The sequence below is a fragment of the Actinokineospora sp. NPDC051303 genome, assembly GCF_055586285.1.
Map to the genome: position 1 here is coordinate 1 of NZ_JBVJIN010000020.1, position 17,084 is coordinate 17,084.

The 17,084-nt window shown below is 73.8% G+C and carries 17 protein-coding genes; 4 read left to right on the top strand and 13 right to left on the bottom strand.

Going from position 1 to position 17,084, the window contains the following annotated elements; genetic code table 11:
• Positions 1–197: 197 nt before the first annotated feature.
• From rfaE2 (ACZ6SD_RS17140) to ACZ6SD_RS17150, 3 genes are read right to left on the bottom strand one after another with little or no spacing between them, the layout of a single operon-like run.
• Entirely contained in the window at positions 198–1,634 is a 1,437-nt protein-coding gene (gene rfaE2 / locus ACZ6SD_RS17140; RefSeq protein WP_465317908.1) for a D-glycero-beta-D-manno-heptose 1-phosphate adenylyltransferase, read from the bottom strand.
• Positions 1,635–1,677: 43 nt separating this feature from the next.
• Positions 1,678–2,919, bottom strand: coding sequence for an MFS transporter (locus ACZ6SD_RS17145; RefSeq protein ID WP_465318006.1), 1,242 nt, complete (start codon positions 2,917–2,919; stop codon positions 1,678–1,680).
• Positions 2,920–2,975: 56 nt separating this feature from the next.
• Entirely contained in the window at positions 2,976–3,518 is a 543-nt protein-coding gene (locus tag ACZ6SD_RS17150; RefSeq protein WP_465317909.1) for a D-glycero-alpha-D-manno-heptose-1,7-bisphosphate 7-phosphatase, read from the bottom strand.
• A 72-nt stretch (positions 3,519–3,590) separates the two neighbouring features.
• Here ACZ6SD_RS17150 and ACZ6SD_RS17155 point away from each other — a divergent pair, with 72 nt between their 5' ends.
• Together ACZ6SD_RS17155 and ACZ6SD_RS17160 are read left to right on the top strand one after the other, a co-directional pair.
• On the top strand, positions 3,591–4,691 hold the full coding sequence (locus ACZ6SD_RS17155) for a glycosyltransferase family 9 protein (protein WP_465317910.1): 1,101 nt from the start codon (positions 3,591–3,593) through the stop codon (positions 4,689–4,691).
• Positions 4,682–5,650 (top strand): glycosyltransferase family 9 protein, encoded by a 969-nt coding sequence (locus ACZ6SD_RS17160; RefSeq protein WP_465317911.1) that lies wholly within the window; start codon positions 4,682–4,684, stop codon positions 5,648–5,650. Before ACZ6SD_RS17155 ends, ACZ6SD_RS17160 begins: the two co-directional genes overlap by 10 nt.
• Here the strand turns inward: ACZ6SD_RS17160 and ACZ6SD_RS17165 are convergent.
• The 9 genes from ACZ6SD_RS17165 to ACZ6SD_RS17205 all read right to left on the bottom strand — a co-directional run bounded on the left by ACZ6SD_RS17165 (position 5,544) and on the right by ACZ6SD_RS17205 (position 14,559).
• Complete coding sequence (locus ACZ6SD_RS17165) at positions 5,544–6,839, bottom strand: aldehyde dehydrogenase family protein (RefSeq protein ID WP_465317912.1); 1,296 nt, start codon at positions 6,837–6,839, stop codon at positions 5,544–5,546. The two genes, ACZ6SD_RS17160 and ACZ6SD_RS17165, sit on opposite strands and share 107 nt — an antisense overlap.
• Before the next feature lie 31 nt (positions 6,840–6,870).
• The gene (locus tag ACZ6SD_RS17170) at positions 6,871–7,485 is read right to left on the bottom strand and encodes a UdgX family uracil-DNA binding protein (RefSeq protein WP_465317913.1); all 615 of its coding nucleotides are present in this window, start codon (positions 7,483–7,485) and stop codon (positions 6,871–6,873) included.
• Positions 7,476–8,174 (bottom strand): SDR family oxidoreductase, encoded by a 699-nt coding sequence (locus ACZ6SD_RS17175; protein ID WP_465317914.1) that lies wholly within the window; start codon positions 8,172–8,174, stop codon positions 7,476–7,478. The genes ACZ6SD_RS17170 and ACZ6SD_RS17175 overlap by 10 nt, the downstream gene beginning before the upstream one ends.
• Positions 8,175–8,190: 16 nt before the next feature.
• Complete coding sequence (gene rfaE2, locus ACZ6SD_RS17180; protein ID WP_465317915.1) at positions 8,191–9,495, bottom strand: D-glycero-beta-D-manno-heptose 1-phosphate adenylyltransferase; 1,305 nt, start codon at positions 9,493–9,495, stop codon at positions 8,191–8,193.
• Positions 9,492–10,082, bottom strand: coding sequence for a D-sedoheptulose-7-phosphate isomerase (locus tag ACZ6SD_RS17185; protein WP_465317916.1), 591 nt, complete (start codon positions 10,080–10,082; stop codon positions 9,492–9,494). The genes rfaE2 (ACZ6SD_RS17180) and ACZ6SD_RS17185 overlap by 4 nt, the downstream gene beginning before the upstream one ends.
• Positions 10,083–10,087: 5 nt before the next feature.
• A complete protein-coding gene (locus ACZ6SD_RS17190) occupies positions 10,088–11,305 on the bottom strand; it encodes a glycosyltransferase (protein WP_465317917.1) in 1,218 nt (405 codons plus the stop codon).
• On the bottom strand, positions 11,302–12,324 hold the full coding sequence (locus tag ACZ6SD_RS17195; RefSeq protein ID WP_465317918.1) for a glycosyltransferase: 1,023 nt from the start codon (positions 12,322–12,324) through the stop codon (positions 11,302–11,304). Before ACZ6SD_RS17195 ends, ACZ6SD_RS17190 begins: the two co-directional genes overlap by 4 nt.
• Positions 12,321–13,367, bottom strand: coding sequence for a glycosyltransferase family 9 protein (locus ACZ6SD_RS17200; RefSeq protein ID WP_465318007.1), 1,047 nt, complete (start codon positions 13,365–13,367; stop codon positions 12,321–12,323). The genes ACZ6SD_RS17195 and ACZ6SD_RS17200 overlap by 4 nt, the downstream gene beginning before the upstream one ends.
• 79 nt (positions 13,368–13,446) lie before the next feature.
• A complete protein-coding gene (locus tag ACZ6SD_RS17205; RefSeq protein ID WP_465317919.1) occupies positions 13,447–14,559 on the bottom strand; it encodes an Rv2629 family ribosome hibernation factor in 1,113 nt (370 codons plus the stop codon).
• A gap of 84 nt (positions 14,560–14,643) precedes the next feature.
• Here ACZ6SD_RS17205 and ACZ6SD_RS17210 point away from each other — a divergent pair, with 84 nt between their 5' ends.
• The gene (locus ACZ6SD_RS17210; RefSeq protein WP_465317920.1) at positions 14,644–15,474 is read left to right on the top strand and encodes an SDR family oxidoreductase; all 831 of its coding nucleotides are present in this window, start codon (positions 14,644–14,646) and stop codon (positions 15,472–15,474) included.
• A 117-nt stretch (positions 15,475–15,591) separates the two neighbouring features.
• Positions 15,592–16,146: a hemerythrin domain-containing protein gene (locus ACZ6SD_RS17215; RefSeq protein ID WP_465317921.1), complete on the top strand. Its 555-nt coding sequence runs from the start codon at positions 15,592–15,594 to the stop codon at positions 16,144–16,146.
• 42 nt (positions 16,147–16,188) lie between these two features.
• Here ACZ6SD_RS17215 and ACZ6SD_RS17220 read toward each other — a convergent pair whose 3' ends face one another.
• Entirely contained in the window at positions 16,189–17,025 is an 837-nt protein-coding gene (locus tag ACZ6SD_RS17220; protein ID WP_465317922.1) for a peptidoglycan-binding domain-containing protein, read from the bottom strand.
• Between the last annotated feature and the right edge of the window lie 59 nt (positions 17,026–17,084).

Here is a 17,084-nt window from a genome sequence, read left to right on the forward strand (position 1 = left end):
ACCCGCACCCTGCAACGCATCGCCGCTGACCGGACCCGAATCCTACCGATCATCGCGGCCGCTACCAGCACAAACCGACTTTGAAATCACCCTGGCTCCCACCCGTCTTTCCCACGACGGGATCTTCCTTCGTAGGGGCCCCAAAGAAACCACTCCACCCCATAGAGCAACCCCACCAACCCAAGAAACACGGAACCCTAAGCAGTAGTCCGAATACGATCAATCACAGCCGAAGTGGAATGATCAGCAAGATAGTCCAGAATGCGAACCTCCCCACCAACCTCCCGCACAACCTCAGCCTCAACCAACATCTCCGAAGAGTAATCCCCACCCTTAACATAAAGATCAGGCCGAACAGCCCGAATAAGATCCACCGCCGTATCCTCATCAAAAACGACCAAATAGTCCACACAGGACAACCCACCCAACACGGCAACCCGATCAGCCACCGGATTCACCGGCCGCCCCGCCCCCTTGAGCCGAGCCACCCCCGCATCGGAGTTGACCGCCACAACCAACACATCCCCCAACCGCTTAGCCTGGTCCAAATAAGCCACATGCCCCCGATGCAGAACATCAAAGCACCCATTGGTGAACACAATCCGCCGACCAGCGGCCCGATGCTCAGCCACCAGCCGCACCAGTTCGTCCACAGTCACCGCAACCGACGGCCCACCATCCAGCCTTTCCACCAGCTCCGCCCGCGAGCAAACAGCGGTCCCCGGTCGATGCACCACGATGTCAGCCGCGGCCTGCGCCACCTCCACAGCGCCTGCGAGCGGCGCCCCCTGAGCGGCCGCGACCGTCAACGCCGCCACGAACGTGTCCCCCGCCCCCGCAGTGAAGTTGTCCGGAGCAGGATGCGCGTGCGTGCGGTGCATAGGCGCGTCCCCGTCGAAAAGCACAGCGCCGTCCCGATCAAGGGTCACCACCACCGCGGCTGCCCCCGAAGCGTCCCGCAGCGCATCCCGGTGGCAGTCCAGGTCACCCCGGTCGAGCGCGGGAACGTCGATCAACCGGGCGGCCTCGGCGGCGTTCGGGGTCACCACGTCCGGGCGCAGGTCCCGCCACCGGCCCGCCTCATGCGCGTCCACGACCACCAGCGGGACGCGGTCGCGCAGCCGGGCAAGCTCGCGGCGCACCGGCTCCGCCAGCACCCCAGTGCCGTAGTCGCACACCACGACGGCATCGCACTCGCGGACGGCGAACGCCAGCAGGTCGGACAACCGCACGGCGTCGTCGTCAGGCAGGGGACGGTTCTCGCCGTCGTCGAAGCGGAGCATCACCTGGTCACCGGCGACGATGCGCCGCTTCGTGGTGGTTTTCCGCCCAGGGACGCACAGGACGTGCCGAACGTCGACCCCCGCCGCACCCAGGGTGTCCAGAAGCCGCTCACCGGCGTCGTCATCGCCCACCGCCGTCACCAGGGACGTGCGGGCGCCCAACGCGGCCAGGTTCACGGCGGTGTTTCCGGCGCCACCGGGCACAAACGTCTCAGCGACCACGTCCACCACGGGCGCGGGCGCTTCCCGGCACAGCCGGTCACACCGACCGGTCATCCAGCCGTCGAGCAACGCGTCCCCGACGACAACCACCCGCGGCCCGTCCTGCCCACCCGAGATCCAGTGCTCCATAGCCGCCGGATACCCGTCCTCCGACCGAGAAACCACCCCGGCGCTATCCCCGGTCCCGCGGCGAACTCACCCGGCCGAGGATGAGCCACAGGGACGCCAGGCCCGCGCCGATTCCGGCCAAGAGCAGGGAAACCCGCAGGCCCAGCGCGTCGCCCGCCAGGCCGCCCGCGAGAGCGCCCAGCGGGGCCAGCCCCCACACCGTTGTCCGGATGGTCGCGTTCACTCGGCCGTGCAGGTGGTCCGGGGTGAGCGCGTAGCGGACCGGGACCTGCAGCACGTTGTAGACCTGCATGGCGAACCACATCAGCGCCTGCGCCGCCGCGACCACCGCGACCGCCCCGCCCGCCGCGACCACCAGGCAGGAGGCCGCACCGGCGACCGCGATGGCCGCCGCCATGGTCGGACCGGAGCCGAGACGCGCGCCGAGGCGGGCGGCGACCGCCGATCCCGCCAGTCCCCCGACCGCCCCTGCGGACAGCGTGGCCCCGACGACAGCGGGGGACAAAGCCAGGTCACGCACGAGGTACAGCACGAAGACCGCCGTGGACGCGCTGTGGAAGAAGATGTGCGTCGCCGTGCACAGCGTCACCCGGCGCAGCACCCGCGGGCCGAACACCGCCCGCGCGCCCGCCGCGATCTGCCGTGCCATCGGGGCTCGCTCCACCGCCCGGCCCGCGCTCTCCCGCACCCGGACGCCCCCGGCGGTCACGGCCGACACCAGGAAACTCAGCGCGTCGACCACGATCGCCAGCGGCGCCGACAGCGCCTGCACCAGCCACCCCGCCAGCACCGGCCCGGAGACCTGCGAGACCGACTGGCCGACCTCCAACGCCCCCTGCCCGGCCGTGAGTTGGGCGCGCGGAACCACCAACGGCGTCACCGCGAGCGCCGCGATGTCGCCGAACACCGCGAACGTCCCCGCCGCGAACGCCACCCCCGACAACAACCCGAGCGACAGCACCCCGGTGGCCGCGGCGGCGGGCACCGCCGCGAGGGCGACCGCCTGCCCCACCCCGCACACCACCAGCACCCGCTTGCGCGGCAACCGGTCCACCCACACCCCGGCGGGCAACCCGAACACGAGATAAGGCGCCCGCCCGCAAGCGGCGAGCACCCCCATCTCCCACGCGCCCGCCCCCACCGCGGCCACCGCGACCAACGGCAACGCCACCACGGTCACCTGCGACCCGACCAGCGACACGCTCTGCCCTATCCAGAGCAACACAAAAGACCTGTTGCGGCGCAACGGCACCGGCTCAGACGGCAACGCGGCATCCCGAGTCATCCAGATCAGCACGCCGCCGATTCTTCGTCGCGAAAGCGGGTCGACCTCACGGCATCTTAGGCGGGAAGTCGTGGCCCGTTACCGAAGAAGGCGAACACCCATCGGACAGCCTCGGTCAGGGTCGGGGCGACGACGGGAGCCGCGGCGATTTCGGCGGGGCGGGTGACCGGGGTGGGGACGAGGACCGGGTGGGCGCCCGCGGCTTGGGCAGCGGCGACGTCGGCGCCGATGTCGCCGATCAGGATTGTGTCTTGTGGGGAGACGCCGAGGTCGGCGCAGGCTTGGCGGACGAGGCCAGGGCGGGGTTTGCGGCACGGGCAGCCGTCGTCGGGGCCGTGGGGGCAGAAGCGCCAGGTGTCCAGGCCGCCCAGGAGGGTGTCGGTCCTGGTGTTCACCGCGCGCACCTGGTCGACGGTGAGCAGGCCGCGGGCGATTCCGGACTGGTTGGAGACCACGCCGGTCGCCAGGCCCGCGGCGCGGACGGCGTCGACGGCGGCGCGGGCGTCGGGGACGAGACGGACCAGGGCCGGGTCGCCGTTGTAGGGGACGTCGTGCACCAGGGTCCCGTCTCGGTCGAACAGGACGGCGCGGGGTGGCATGGGGTGCGCTTACCCGGGTGGCGGCGGGGCAAACCCCGGTTTGTCCGGCCCGCGCCAGGGTATGCCGGGGCCGTGCAGACCATCGGCCCGCTGGGCGACCCGTTCCCGAACGTCGCGCGCATCGCCGTCCTGCGTGGGGGTGGGCTGGGCGACCTGCTCATGGCCCTGCCCGCGATCGAGGCGCTGGACCACGCCTACCCCGACGCGGAGATCGTGCTACTCGGCGCGCCCGCACACGCCGCGCTGCTGCGGGACCGGCCGGGGCCGGTGGACTCGGTGGCTCCGCTGCCCCGGGCCGAGGGCGTCCACGGCGGGGGCGGGACCGACGAGGAGGCCGTCGCCCGGTTCTTCGCCGAACTAGCGCCGGTGGACCTCGGGGTCCAAGTGCATGGCGGCGGCCGGTGGTCGAACCCGTTCCTGCTGCGGGCCGCGCCGACCTGGACGGTGGGGTCGCGCACCGACGACGCGGCGGCGCTGACCCGGTGGCTGCCGTTCCGGTACTTCCAGCACGAGACGATGCGCGCGCTGGAGGTCGTCGGGCTGGCCGGGGCCGCGCCGACGACGGTGCGGGCGAGCCTGGCGGTGACCGAGCGCGACCTCGACGCGGCGGCCGCGGCGCTGGGGCCCAGGGAGCGGCCGATCGTGGCCATCCACCCGGGCGCGACGGACCCGCGGCGGCGGTGGCCCGTGCGCCGGTTCGGGGAAGTGGCGGCGACCGCGGCCAAGACCGCCGACGTGGTCGTCGTGGGCGCGGCGGATGACGCCGCGCTCGGCGCGGAGATCGTCGACACCGTGCCCGCCGCCCTGCGCGGGCGGGTGGTGTCGGTCGCGGGCGAGCTGAGCCTGCCCGCGCTGGTGGGTGTGCTGGCGTCGGCGAGCGTCATGGTGGCCAACGACAGCGGGCCCCGGCACATCGCGCAGGCGGTCGGCACGCCCACTGTCTCGGTCTACTGGATGGGCAACGTCATCAACGCCGGGCCGCCCGGCCGCCACGACCACCGGGTCCACATCTCGTGGACGGCGCACTGCCCGGTCTGCCAGGTCTCGTGCACGCGGCAGGACATTCCGCGCTGCCCGCACGATGTGTCCTTTGTGGACGAGGTGACCGTGGCCGAGGTCGCCGACGACGTGCTGGACCTGCTCGACCGCGCCCAAGAGCTGGAGTGCGCGTGATCCTGGTGCTGCGCGCGCTCAAGCTGGGCGACCTGCTCGTGGCCGTGCCCGCGCTGCGCGCCATCCGCGCGCACTGGCCGGACCAGGAGATCGTGCTGGCGACCAGCGGGTGGCTCGCCCCGCTGGTGGAGTTGATCGGGGTCGTCGACCGCGTGCTGCCGGTCAAAGGTTTGGAACCGCTGGACGTCGAACGCCCCGACGTCACCGTCAACCTGCACGGCGCGGGGCCGGAAAGCGACGAGATCCTGGACGCGCTGGGCGCGCCGAGGCGCATCGGCTACGGGCGGTCCGGTCCGCACTGGGAGGACGGCTTCCACGAGCGGGTCCGGATGTGCCGATTGCTGATGGCGCACGGCATCCCCGCCGACCCGGACGACCTGCGGCTGGCCGCGCCCGCGATTCCCTCGCCCGCCCCGGGCGCGGTGCTGGTGCACCCCGGGGCCGCCTACGGCAGCAAGATCTGGCCCGCCGAGCGGTTCGCCGCCGTCGTCGCCGAGCTGAGCGGGCCGGTCGTGGTGACCGGCTCGGCCGCCGAGCGCGACCTGGCCGAGCGGGTGGCCGCGCTGGCGGGGCTGGCGCCGGACGCCGTGCTCGCCGGGCGAACCTCGCTGCTGGAACTGGCTGCCCTGGCCGCGCACGCGGCGCTGGTCGTCTGCGGGGACACCGGGACCGCGCACCTCGCCTACGCGTTCGGCACGCCGTCGGTGGTGCTGTTCGGCCCGGTCGGGCCGGAAATCTGGGGCCCGCCGCCAGGACCGCACATTTCCCTGACCGCGGAAGGGTTGCGGCGCGGCGACCAGTTCGCCGACGACCCCGACCCCGCGTTGCTCGGGGTCGGGGTCGAGGACGTGCTCACGGCCGCGCGGACGCTGCGGCCGGAGCGGGTGACAGGTGGACCACCTTCGTCGCCGTCAACTCGTCCAGCAGCTCCGGGCCGTAGCCGAACCCGTGCCCGCTGAGCCCGCGCGGCTGCGCCGCCCCGCCCGGGGCGCCGCCGAACACCGCGTTGACCTTGACCGTGCCGACCGGAAGCTCGCGCCACGCCCGCTGCGCGTGCTCCATCGACGCGGTAAGCACCGACGCCGCCAGGCCGTAGCCGCCTGAGCACGCCAGCGACATGGCCTGGTCGAAGTCCTCGACCACCACGACCGGCGCGACCGGGCCGAACGTCTCCTCGGTGACGACCCGCAGGTCCGGGCCGCAGTCGGTCAGGACCGTCGCCGGGTAGCGGCTGCCCTCCCCGTCCGGTATCCGGCCGCCGGTGAGCAGCCGCGCGCCCCCGGCGACGGCCTCGGCGACGTGGGCGTGCACGGCGTCGCGGTGCGCGCGGTCGACCAGCGGGCACAGGCGCCCGTCCCACTCGCCCGCCTGCCGCACGAGAGCGGCCAGGAACGGTTCCGCGATCGCCCGGTGCGCGTAGATCCGCTCCACACTGGTGCAAATCTGGCCCGCGTTGGCGAACGCGCCGAGCGCGGCCTGCTCCGCCGCCCACTCCGGATCGACGTCGGCGTCCACGATCAGCGGGTCGTTGCCGCCGTTCTCCAGCAGCGTGCGGGCCCCAGTCCGCGCCGTGGCCTCGGCGATCGTGCGCCCGGTCCTGGTCGAGCCGACATGGGCGACGACGTCGACGCCCGGGTCGGCCACCAGGGCCGCGCCCACCGAGGCGTCGCCGGTGACCGTGGTGAGCACGTCGGGCGGCAGGTGGGCGGACAGGATGGACCCGAGCAGGTCGCCGGTCTTCGGCGCGCGCTCGCTGGGCTTGTGGACGACGGTGTTCCCGACGACCAGCGCGGCCCCGATCAGGCCACAGGCGACAGCCACCGGGTCGTTCCACGGCGTGAGCGTCACGACGACCCCGCGCGGCTGCGGAACCATCAGGTCAGTGGCGTCCCAGCCGCCTTGCAGGGCGCGGCCTCGGTGCAGCGGGCCGAGTTCGGCGTATTGCTCCAATGTGGACACACCGGCGAGGATAGAACCGGTGGCGCCCTCACGGTCGCGGTTGGTCTCGGCGTGCGCGTCGGCCACCTCATCGACCCGGGCGCGCAGCTCGGCCGCGGCCTCACGCACCGCTGCGGCGCGCTCGGCGGGGGCGGTGCGCGACCATGGCCCGAACGCCGTCCGGGCGGCCTGGACGACCTGCTCGACCATCACGTTGCTCCGTTCGTCTGTGGGGAAAGAGTCACGCCACCACCCGCAGGTCGGCGACGAAGTCGGCGTAAGCCTGGTCCCGGTCAGGGGCGCGCAGCACCGCCGAGGGGTGCACGGTGGCGACCACGCGCAGCCCCTCGAACACGCCTTCCGGCGGGGTGATCACCGAACCGCGGTTCTCGGTCAGCCGGAAACCGGTGCCCAGCACGGCTTTCGCGGCCGTCGCGCCCAGGCACACCACCGTGTCCGGGCGCACCCGGGACAGCTCGGCCAGCAGCCACGGCAGGCAGGCCACCACCTCGGTGCGGCCCGGCGTCTTGTGGATGCGGCGCTTTCCGCGCTGCTCGAACCGGAAATGCTTGACCGCGTTGGTGATGTAGACGCTGTCGCGGTCGATGCCGACCTCATCGAGAGCGCGGTCGAGCAACTTGCCCGCCGGGCCGGTGAACGGCTCGCCGGTGATGTCCTCGCGGTCGCCGGGCTGCTCGCCGACCAGCATCACCGACGCCGAGGGCGACCCGGCGCCGAACACCGCCTGCGTGGCGTGCCGGTAGAGGTCGCAGCCGTGACAGGACTGCGCTGCGGCGCGCAGGTCGTCCAGGCCGCCCTCGGCGGGCACGTACGGCTCGGCGGTGGTCACGGCCACGACGGCTCCAACTCGTGGCACACCACCAGTTCCCGCACCTCGCAACCCTGGGGCGCGGTGAGCACGTGCAGGATCGACGCGGCCACGTTGTCCGGGCTGTTGAGCGCGGCGTCGCTGGGCGGGCGGTACTGCTCGGTGCGGTCGTCGAAGAAGTGCGTCTTCATGCCGCCGGGGATCAGCAGGGTCACGCCGATCTTCCCGGCGGTCTCCATGGCCAGCGCCCGGGTGAAGCCGACGACGCCGAACTTCGAGGCGCAGTACGCGGTCGCGTCGCCCGCGACCCGCACGCCCAGGGTCGAGGCGACCGTGACGACGCGGCCGTGCGTGCGCTCCAGGTGCGGCAGCGCCGCGCGGACCACGGCGGCGGTGCCGAACAGGTTGACCCGCACGACCCGCTCCCAGTCCGCTGTGGACACTTCGCCGAGTGGGCCGCAGCGGTCGGTGCCCGCCGCGGTGACCACGGCGTCGAGCCCGCCGACGCGCTCGGCGATGGCGTGCACCGCCTCGGCGACCGCGGCGCTGTCGGAGACATCGACGGTCGCGAAGTCGGCGGCGTCCGGGCCGGGCGCCTGCTTGTCCAGCACCAACGGGGTTCCGCCAGCGGCGCGCACCGCGGTGACGACGGCCGCGCCCAAGCCGGACGAGCCGCCGGTCACCAGGACGCGGCCGGGATTGCGATCAGACTCCACAGTGGACTCCCTGGATTCAGCCCGCTGCCGCGAGCGCGGTTGCCAGCCGGGTCGTGGACCGGCCGTCGTGATAGGGGGTGATGACGACGCGACCGCCCCAGCCGCGCACCAGCGCGGTCTCGGGCAGGTCGTCCTCGGCGTAGTCGCCGCCCTTGACCCACACGTCCGGGCGCAGCTCGGACAGGATTCGCTGCGGCCCGTCCTCATCGAAGATCGCCACCGCGTCCACACAATCCAGCGCGCGCAACATTTCCGCGCGGTCGGACTGGTCGACAATCGGCCGGTCGGGCCCCTTGAGCCTGCGCACCGAGGCGTCGGAGTTCAGGCACACGATGAGGCAGTCGCCAAGCTGCCTTGCCGCGGCCAGAGTGCGGGCGTGGCCCGCGTGCATCAGGTCGAAGCAGCCGCCGGTGGCCACCACCGTGCCGCCCGCGGCGCGCACCCGCTCGGCCAGGTCCGCCGCGTCGGTGGAGCGGACCGGCACCCGGTCGTCGGCGATGAACCGGGACGCCTCCTCGACGCCGCGGGCGACCGCCCGCGCGGTCGGGTCGCCCGCCATCAGCCGGACCGTGACGGCGGCGGCGAACCGGTCGCCCGCGCCGCAGGTGTCGACCGTGCGGACCCGGGGCGCGGGCAGCTCCAGCGACCGGGACCCGTTGTGCAGCAACGCTCCGCGGGAACCGAGGGTGACCGCGATGGTCTCCGCCGCCCAGCGGGAGCGCAGTTCGCCCGCCGCGGCGGCCGGGTCGGCGTGGCCGGTGAAACCCCGCGCCTCGGCCAGGTTCGGCGTGGCGATCCGGATGCCGAGCACCGGCTCGGGGCCGCGCGGGTGCGGGTCCCAGACGACCGGGACGCCGCGGCGCGCGAGCGCGGTCAGCTCCGCGCGCAGCCGGTCGTCGGCGGCGAGGCCGCGGCCGTAGTCGGCGACGAGGACCGCGTCGGCCGATCGCACCGCGTCGAGCATGTCGTCGGTCGCGCGGGGCGGCGGGCCGTCGCCGCCGCGGTCCATCCGCACCAGCGACTGGCCCGCGCTGCGCAGCCGGGTCTTCACCGGGGTGCTCCTGATCGGCGCGCTCACCGTGCGCAGGTGCCGCAGGTCCGCGCGCAGGAGTTCGCCGTCCGCGTCGTCGGCCAGGGCGGTGACCAGCACGACCGGCGCGCCGTCGGCCGCGGCGAAAGTGGCCGCGAGACCGGCGCCGCCCGCCCGGCTCACCTCGCGCTCGATGTCGACCACCGGGACCGGGGCGTCCGGGCACAGCCGGTCGCTGACGCCGATCAGATCCACGTCGCGCAGGCAATCGCCCACCACCACCAGAGTCATGACGCCCGCACCACCCTTACCTCCGGTGTGGACGGTGTGGACAGCGCGGCCTCGAACGCGCCGCACAGCAGATGCACCAGCACCAGATGGGCCTCCTGCACGGTGGCCGTGGCCCCGGGGACGCAGACCGCCTCATCCGCCCGCTCCGCCAGCGGGTTCGGCCCGGGGCCGGTCATCGCCCACACTGACGCGCCGACCGCGACGCCCGCCTCGGCGGCGCGCAGCACGTTCTCGCTGCGGCCGCTGGTGGACAACAGCACCAGCACGTCGCCCGGCCGCCCGTGCGCGTGGACCTGGCGGGCGAACACGTCGTCGTAGCCGTAGTCGTTGCCGATCGCGGTCAGGCTTGAGGTGTCGGCGTGCAGCGCGATCGCGGAGAACGGTCTGCGGTCGCCGTCGAAGCGCCCCACCAGTTCCGCGGTGAGGTGCTGCGCCTCGGCCGCCGAGCCGCCGTTGCCCGCGGCCAGCAGCCGCCCGCCCGCCTGGAGCCGGGCGGCCAGCACCCGGCCCCACCGGTCCAGCCGCGCGGCCTGGCCGCGCAGGTCGCCCAGGGCGCGGATCAGGTCGTCCACATGGTTCCAGCTCATCGGACTCATCGCTCCCCCACCGCCTGCGGCGCGCTGTCCACAGTGGACAGGCACCGTTCGTACACGCGCGTCGTGTCCTGGGCCACACGGTCCCAGCCGTAGCGGGCGCGGGCCCGGTCGCGGCCAGCCACCCCGAGCAGTTCCCGGCGCACCGGGTCGCCGAGCAGGCCGCGCAGCGCCGAGACCAGCGCGGCCGGTTTGCGCGGCGGCACATGCAGTCCGGTCACGCCGTCGACAACGGTGTCGGTCAGGCCGCCGACGGCAGAGGCCACCACCGGCACGCCGCAGGCCATCGCCTCCAGCGGCACGATGCCGAACGGCTCGTACCACGGCACGCAGGCCACCACGTCCGCCGAGCGCAGCAGCGCGGGCATGTCCGCGCGCCTGAACTGTCCACAGAGGACAACCCGGTCGGCCACCCCGAGCCGCTCGGCCTCCGCGCGCAGCCGGGCCGCCTCCGGGTCTCGGTCCAGCGCGGCGGGCTCGGGCCCGCCCGCGATCACCAACTCGGTGTCGGGCAACGCGGGCAGCGCGTTGATCAGACCGGCGAAACCCTTGCGGGGCACCAGTCTGCCCACGGTGACCACCCGGTGCGGCAGCGTCCGGGGCAACCGGGGGCCCTCGGGGGTGAACAGGTCGAGGTCGACCCCACAGGGCACCACGGAGATGCGCTCGCGCGGCACGCCCATCCGGACCAGCTCGAAGACCTCGTCGGAGCAGGTGGCCACGACCCGGTCCACCTGGTTGCCGATCATCCGCTCGGTGACGATCCGGCCCGGCGGGCTGGTGTCGGCCGCGCCCTGGTGCCGACGCTTGACCACGCCGAGGGCGTGGAAGGTCAGCACGCTGGTCACGCCGGTCGCCCGGGCCGCCGTCGCGGTCGCCAGGCCCGACATCCAGAAGTGCGCGTGCGCCACCCTCGGCGGGCGCTCCCGCCACTGGTCGACCAGGAAGCGGGCGAACTCGCCCATGTAGGGCAGCAGGTCGTCCTTGGGAATCGGGCCGGGTGGCCCGGCGGGCACATGGACCACTTCGTAACCGCCGGGAGCGCGCACCCGCTCGGGCGCGCGCGGGTCGTCCCGTCGCGTGTAGACGGTCACCTCGTGCCGGGCCCTGGCGAGGGCGGCCGACAGCTCGGCCACGTGCAGGTTCTGACCACCGGCGTCCACTCCGCCGAGCACCGCCAACGGGTTGGCGTGCTCGGAGACCATCGCGATCCTCATGCTGAGACTCCGTTTCCGCTTCTGGCGAAGGCATTTCCGCTCTTGGCGGTGGCATGTCCGCCGTGGACAACAGCAAGGACGTCATCCCACCGCCGCAGGAACTGACGCAGCCCGAACCGGGCCAGCGCGAACTCGCGCGCCCGCGCGCCCATCTCCGCCGCGCGGGCGGGATCGGCCGCCACCGCGCGCAGGGCGTCGACCAGGTCGTCCACCCGGGTGGAGAGCACGCCCGCCTCGGGTGGCACGGCACGCGCGGCCTCGGTCACGCCCAGCGCGACCACCGGCATGCCCAGGTGCATGGCCTCCAGCAGGGACAGCCCCAGCGAGGTCCAGCGCACGGTGTGCAGGTAGACCCGCCTGCGCGCCAGCTCCGCGTGCAGGCGGTCGGTGGGCAGGTCGCCGACCGCGCGCAGCCGGTCGGGGCCGAGCCCCACCGCGTCGCCGAGGCTGTCGCAGCCCATGCCGAACACGTCGAGCGGGAGCGCTTCGGCGAAGCGCGGGAACAGGTCGGTGCCGGTGACCCGCCAGCGGCGCACCGGCTCGTTCACCGAGACGGCCGCGTGGGCCAGCTCGCCGGTGTAGCGGTGGCCGGGGTCGACGATCCCGTGCTCCACCACCGTGGTCGGGGTCGTGCCGGTGTCCCACATCAGCTCGTTGAAGTGCGTGACGTGCGCGATCAGCAGGTCGGGCCGGTCGGCGAACGGGTGGCGGGTGCGCGGCACGTCGCCCTGCGGGGTGTTGTGCTCCACGAAGACCGCGGCAACGTCCTCGCCCGGGGTCTTGCCCAGCCAGCGGCGCACCAGCTCGGGTTCCTCGGTGCGTTGCAGGACCACGACGTCGACGTGCTCGTCGGCGAGCCGGTCCACGGGCACCTCGCGGGCGGACGCGGGCCAGTCGCGGCCCATCCGCCCGCCGCCCCACGGGCCGCCCTCGGGCAGCAGCGGCAGCAGGTACTCGTGCTCGCCCTGGACGAACGAGGTCGTCCAGCCGCCGTGCACGTGCCAGAGCAGGATCTTCACGCCGCCACCCCCACGAGTTCGCCGACGGCGGCCACCACGGCCGCCGGGGTCACCGAGTCCAGACACGGATGCCCGGGGACCGGGCACATTCGGGCGCGGGTGTCGCGGCACGCCGCGGCCTGGTCGCCGAGCAGGACCCTCGGCACGCGGTACGGCGCCCACCGCGACGCGGGCACGACCGGGGCAAACAGCGACACGACCGGCGTGCCGACCGCCGCGGCCAGGTGCGCGGGCCCGGTGTTGCCGACGACGACCGCGTCCGCGCCAGCCAGGACGCCCGCGAGTTCGGGAAACGTCGTGCGCCCGCCGAGATCCAGCCCGGACGACCCGGCGACCCGGGCGGTGAGCGCGCGCTCGTCCGGCGACCCGGTGACCACCACCCGGTGCCCCGCCGCGCTCAGCGCCGCCACCGCGTCCGAGCAGCGCCCCGGCGACCAGGCCCGCGCCGGGGCGGTGGCGCCGGGGTGGACCACGACGTAGGGCGGCTCGACCAAGTGGCCGACCGCGGGCGGCGGGGTGACGCGCAGCGCCCCGTCGTCGCCCGGGGGCAGCGCGAACCCCGCCGCCCTGGCCAGCGCGAGGGCGCGCTCCGGCTCAGGGGCGTCGTCGTCGAAATCGGTTCCGGGGCGCAGCCGCACGTCCAGCAGTGACCCCGGGTAATCGGCGGAGATCGCCGCGATGAACCGCACGCCCACCAGCCGCAGCAGCAGCGCCAGCGGCAGCGCGGACTGGTGGAACGAGGTGGGCAGCAGCGCGGCATCGAACCGGCGCCACGCCAGCCGCAGCGCCAGCGCGGCCAAGTCGGCGCGGCGGACCGGCGGCGGCTGCGCGGCGATCCACGGGCTCGACCAGGTGAGCACGCGGTCGACGCCAGGCAGCAGCCGCGCGGCCTGCGCCCCCGCCGGGCTCGCCAGCAGGGTCACCTCGGTCGGCCTGCCGCGCAGACCGGCCGCGGCGGCGCGAACCGCGGGCCCGGTGAGCAGGACGTCTCCGTCGCTGTCCACACGGGCCACGAGAACGCGGACAGGGCTCGACTTCGTCATGCAGCGGTGGTTGCCGAGAAGCACCGCCATAAACGCGATCGCCAGAACTACTACTCTGCGTAATCGTCACACGGTCGGGTCACCGGTGGCGGAGCAGCACCCCGATCCCGCCGGACAGCGGCACCTCGTGCCGCACGGCCACTAGCTCGGCTCCCACGGCCACCGCGGCCGCCGGAACGACCTCGTCCGCAGGCAGCCGGGTGAAGTCGGCGAGGCCGAGTCCGCGCAACGCGTCGTCGTCGATCGCTACCTGGTCGGGTGAACTTGGCGACACCCACGCGCTACCGCTCAACTCGGGTCCGATGAGGACCACGCGGGCGTTGGCCTCCCGCAGCGCCGCCGTGGCCGCGGCCAGGCCGTCGACCGCGGTCGCGCCCCGCTCGGCCCGGTACGCCTCGACCACGTCGAGGTGCTCGGCCGCCTCGAACTCCGCGACGGCGCGCTCCACCTCGACCCGCAGCCGGTCCTCGTCCGCGCCCGCGCTGCGGCTGCCCGCGTCGACCTCCGCGGCGATCTCGGCGACGCCCTTCGGCAACGCGGACAGCAGGTCGGACCGGGACTGGACCTCGCCCGCGACGACCACCAGCCACACGCCGCCGCGCTGGGCCAGGCGCTCGGTCTCGGCCGCCACCCGCGCGATGTTCTGCGCCACGGTCTCCTCGACCCGGTGCTGCATCGACAGATGCGCCCAGCCGCCGCCGCGGACCTTGTGGATGGGGTGGTCGACCCCCTCCACCGAGCCCGGCTCGGCGACCGTGCCGTCCGGCTCGAACAGCCGGAAGTCCGCGCCCACCTTGTCCACCACGACCACCAGGTACGGCCGGTCCTTCGGCGCGGCCGCCACCAGCGGCAGCAGGTACGGCAGCGCCGAGAACCGGGCCTCCGGCAGCGGCGGCGGCACCGGCATCAGATGGTCGAGCAGGACTTCCCCGGCCGCGCCGATGAGCGCGAGCCCCACCTGGCCGGGGGCGGTTTCCCTGGTGTCGTAAGCCTGTTCGAGGGCTTCGACGGTCTCCTGGTCCGCCCCCTGCTCCTCCAGGCTCGCGCGCGCCGCCCGCCAGCGCAGCCGCCGCTGGTCGAGGGCGTCCTCGGTGTCGTGGGAGAAGTCCAGATACACCGAGGCGAACGGGCCGGGGTGGCGGATCAGGTCACGCAACGCGGTCGTCTGCACGCGGTCCTCCTTCGTCGTCATGCCCTGTCGAGTGGGTTGGATACCCGCCCCCAAGGGCCGGTACGCGCGACGTTTAGCGCGCCGGAGAAGGGGAAAGCGACCCGCGTGACCACGACACCCGCACCACTGCCAGAAGACCGACGGGGAGCGCCGCTGCGCGCCGTCGTGACCGGGGCGGACTCCGGCATCGGCCGGGCCGTGGCGGTCGCGCTGGCGGGCGGCGGAGCCGATGTCGGCATCACCTGGCACCGCGACCGCGACGGAATCGAGCAGACCGCCAAGGAAGTCGAGGACCACGGCGTCCGCGCCCCCATCGCCCAACTGGACCTCACCGACCTGCCCACCGCCACCAGCGCGGTCGACGCGCTCGCCGAGGACCTCGGCGGCCTCGACGTCCTGGTGAACTGCGCCGGAACCGGCAGCAGCACCCGGATCATGGACCTCGACTACGACCAGTGGCGGCAGGTCCTCGACGTCGACCTCGACGGCGCGTTCCTCTGCGCCCAGCGCGCCGCCCGGCACATGATCCAGGGCGGGCGGGGCGGCCGGATCATCTCGATCACCAGCGTCCACGAGCACGCGCCCCGCGTCGGCGCTGGCCCGTACTGCGTGGCGAAAGCCGGGCTCGGGATGCTCACCAAGGTCCTCGCGCTGGAGCTGGCCGAGCACGGCATCACGGTCAACTCGGTGGCGCCGGGCGAGATCAGCACCCCGATGACCGGGCAGGAAGACGTCGACCCCCGCACCGAGCCCCGGCCCGGCTACCCGCTGGGCAGGCCGGGGCACGCCCGCGAGGTGGCCGCGGTGGTGGCGTTCCTGGCCACCCCGGCGGCGGGTTACGTGACCGGGGCGTCCTATGTGGTCGACGGCGGAATGCTGCTGATGGCCCCGCAGGCCAGCGAACGCCTTCCCGACGGCGCCTGGCGCGTCCCCTGAGCCACGGCGCCCGTCGGGCCACGTGGCGCGGCGGGCGCCGTCACCACACCGGGGTGTGGCCGGGCCGGGCCGGGGTATTCCCGGTGCGCAGAAGGAGAGCAGAGACGAGGAGGCGCTGTGCCCGAGGACGTTATCGCGCTGCTGAGCCGCCAGCACGAGGAAATCCGCGGCTTGTTCGCCAAGGTGGAGCAGACCGACGGCGACGAACGCCGGGATGCCTTCCGGGACTTGGTGCGGCTGCTCGCCGTGCACGAGACCGCGGAAGAGGAAGTCGTCCACCCGGAGGTCCGCAGGCTCACCGAGGGCAAGACCGTGGTCGAGGCCCGGCTCGGCGAGGAGCACCGGGCCAAGGAGCTGCTGTCCACCCTGACCGAGCTCGGCCCGGACGCGGAGGGCTTCGACACCCTGTTCCGGGAGTTCCGCGAGGACGTCCTCGCGCACGCCGACCACGAGGAACGCGAAGAGTTCCCCCTCCTGCGCGCCGCCCACGACGAGCGCAGGCTCCAAGCGATGGCGGTGACCGCCCGGGCCGCCGAGGCCATCGCCCCGACCCGGCCCCACCCGGGTGTCGAGAGCGCGAAGGCGAACCTGCTGCTCGGCCTGCCGCTGGCCGTCTTCGACCGCGGCCGCGACCTTGTCGGCGGCCTCATCCGCAAGGTCGGCGGCAAGTAGGCGCTCGGGGGGCGGGCGGCAACCGCGTGCCCGCCCCAGCCGCTAGTTGGCGCGCTGGTATTCCTCCCAGGTCACCTTGGGGCTGACCGAGGGGCCGTCGTCGGGGCCGCGGTTGGCCAGGCCGTTGAACCCGAGGTAGTAGTCGCCGGACTGGTGGTAGGCGCCGGTGGACTGGTCCGGGTCGGCGAGGGCGACGGCGTGGATGTGGTAGCCCCAGTCGCCCTGGGCCGGGGTGCGGACCCAGGCGGCGAAGCCGACCCGGCGCAGCGCCCTGGCCAGGTTGGTGCGGGTCGTGGCCGTCATCCCGGACACCGACAGGTCGATCGCGCCGCCGCCGTCGTGGGTGCCCGCCGACGCGGGGGTGCCGCCGGGGTTGTAGGAACCCTGGGTGACCCCGACCTGGGCGCCGAACAGGCGCTCGGCCTCGACCAGCATCGCCTTGGTGCGGCTGTTCATCAGCGCGCCGTGGTAGGTCACCTTGCTCCCCGCCGACACCGGCCGCACCACCGTGTAGCGCTGGTCGCCCAACTGCCGCAGCGAGGTCTGGCCCGGCAGCCCGGAGGCGTCGATGCCGGTGTAGCCGAGCGAGCGCTGGTAAGCGGCGTAGGCGTCGATCGTCCTGGTGCCGAAGTGCCCGTCGACGTAGGACGCGGCCAGCAGCCCCTTGGCCGACAGCGCCTGCTCGACCAGGCGGACGCTGGGCCCGCTGCCCGTGGTGATCGCGCTGTCGGCGCGCCGCGGGTCGATCTGCGCGGCCTTGAGCACCGCCTCCATGTCGACGGTCGGCAGCGCGGTGACGTCCGCGGCCGCGGGCACGCCGAAGACGGCGGCCGAGACCACCGCCAGGGCGACGGCGATCCGGGTGAACGGCTTGGCCATGATTCCTCCCCCTCGTTGGCCATCCAGTCAACCGCGACGACGATCACCTGACAAGAAAG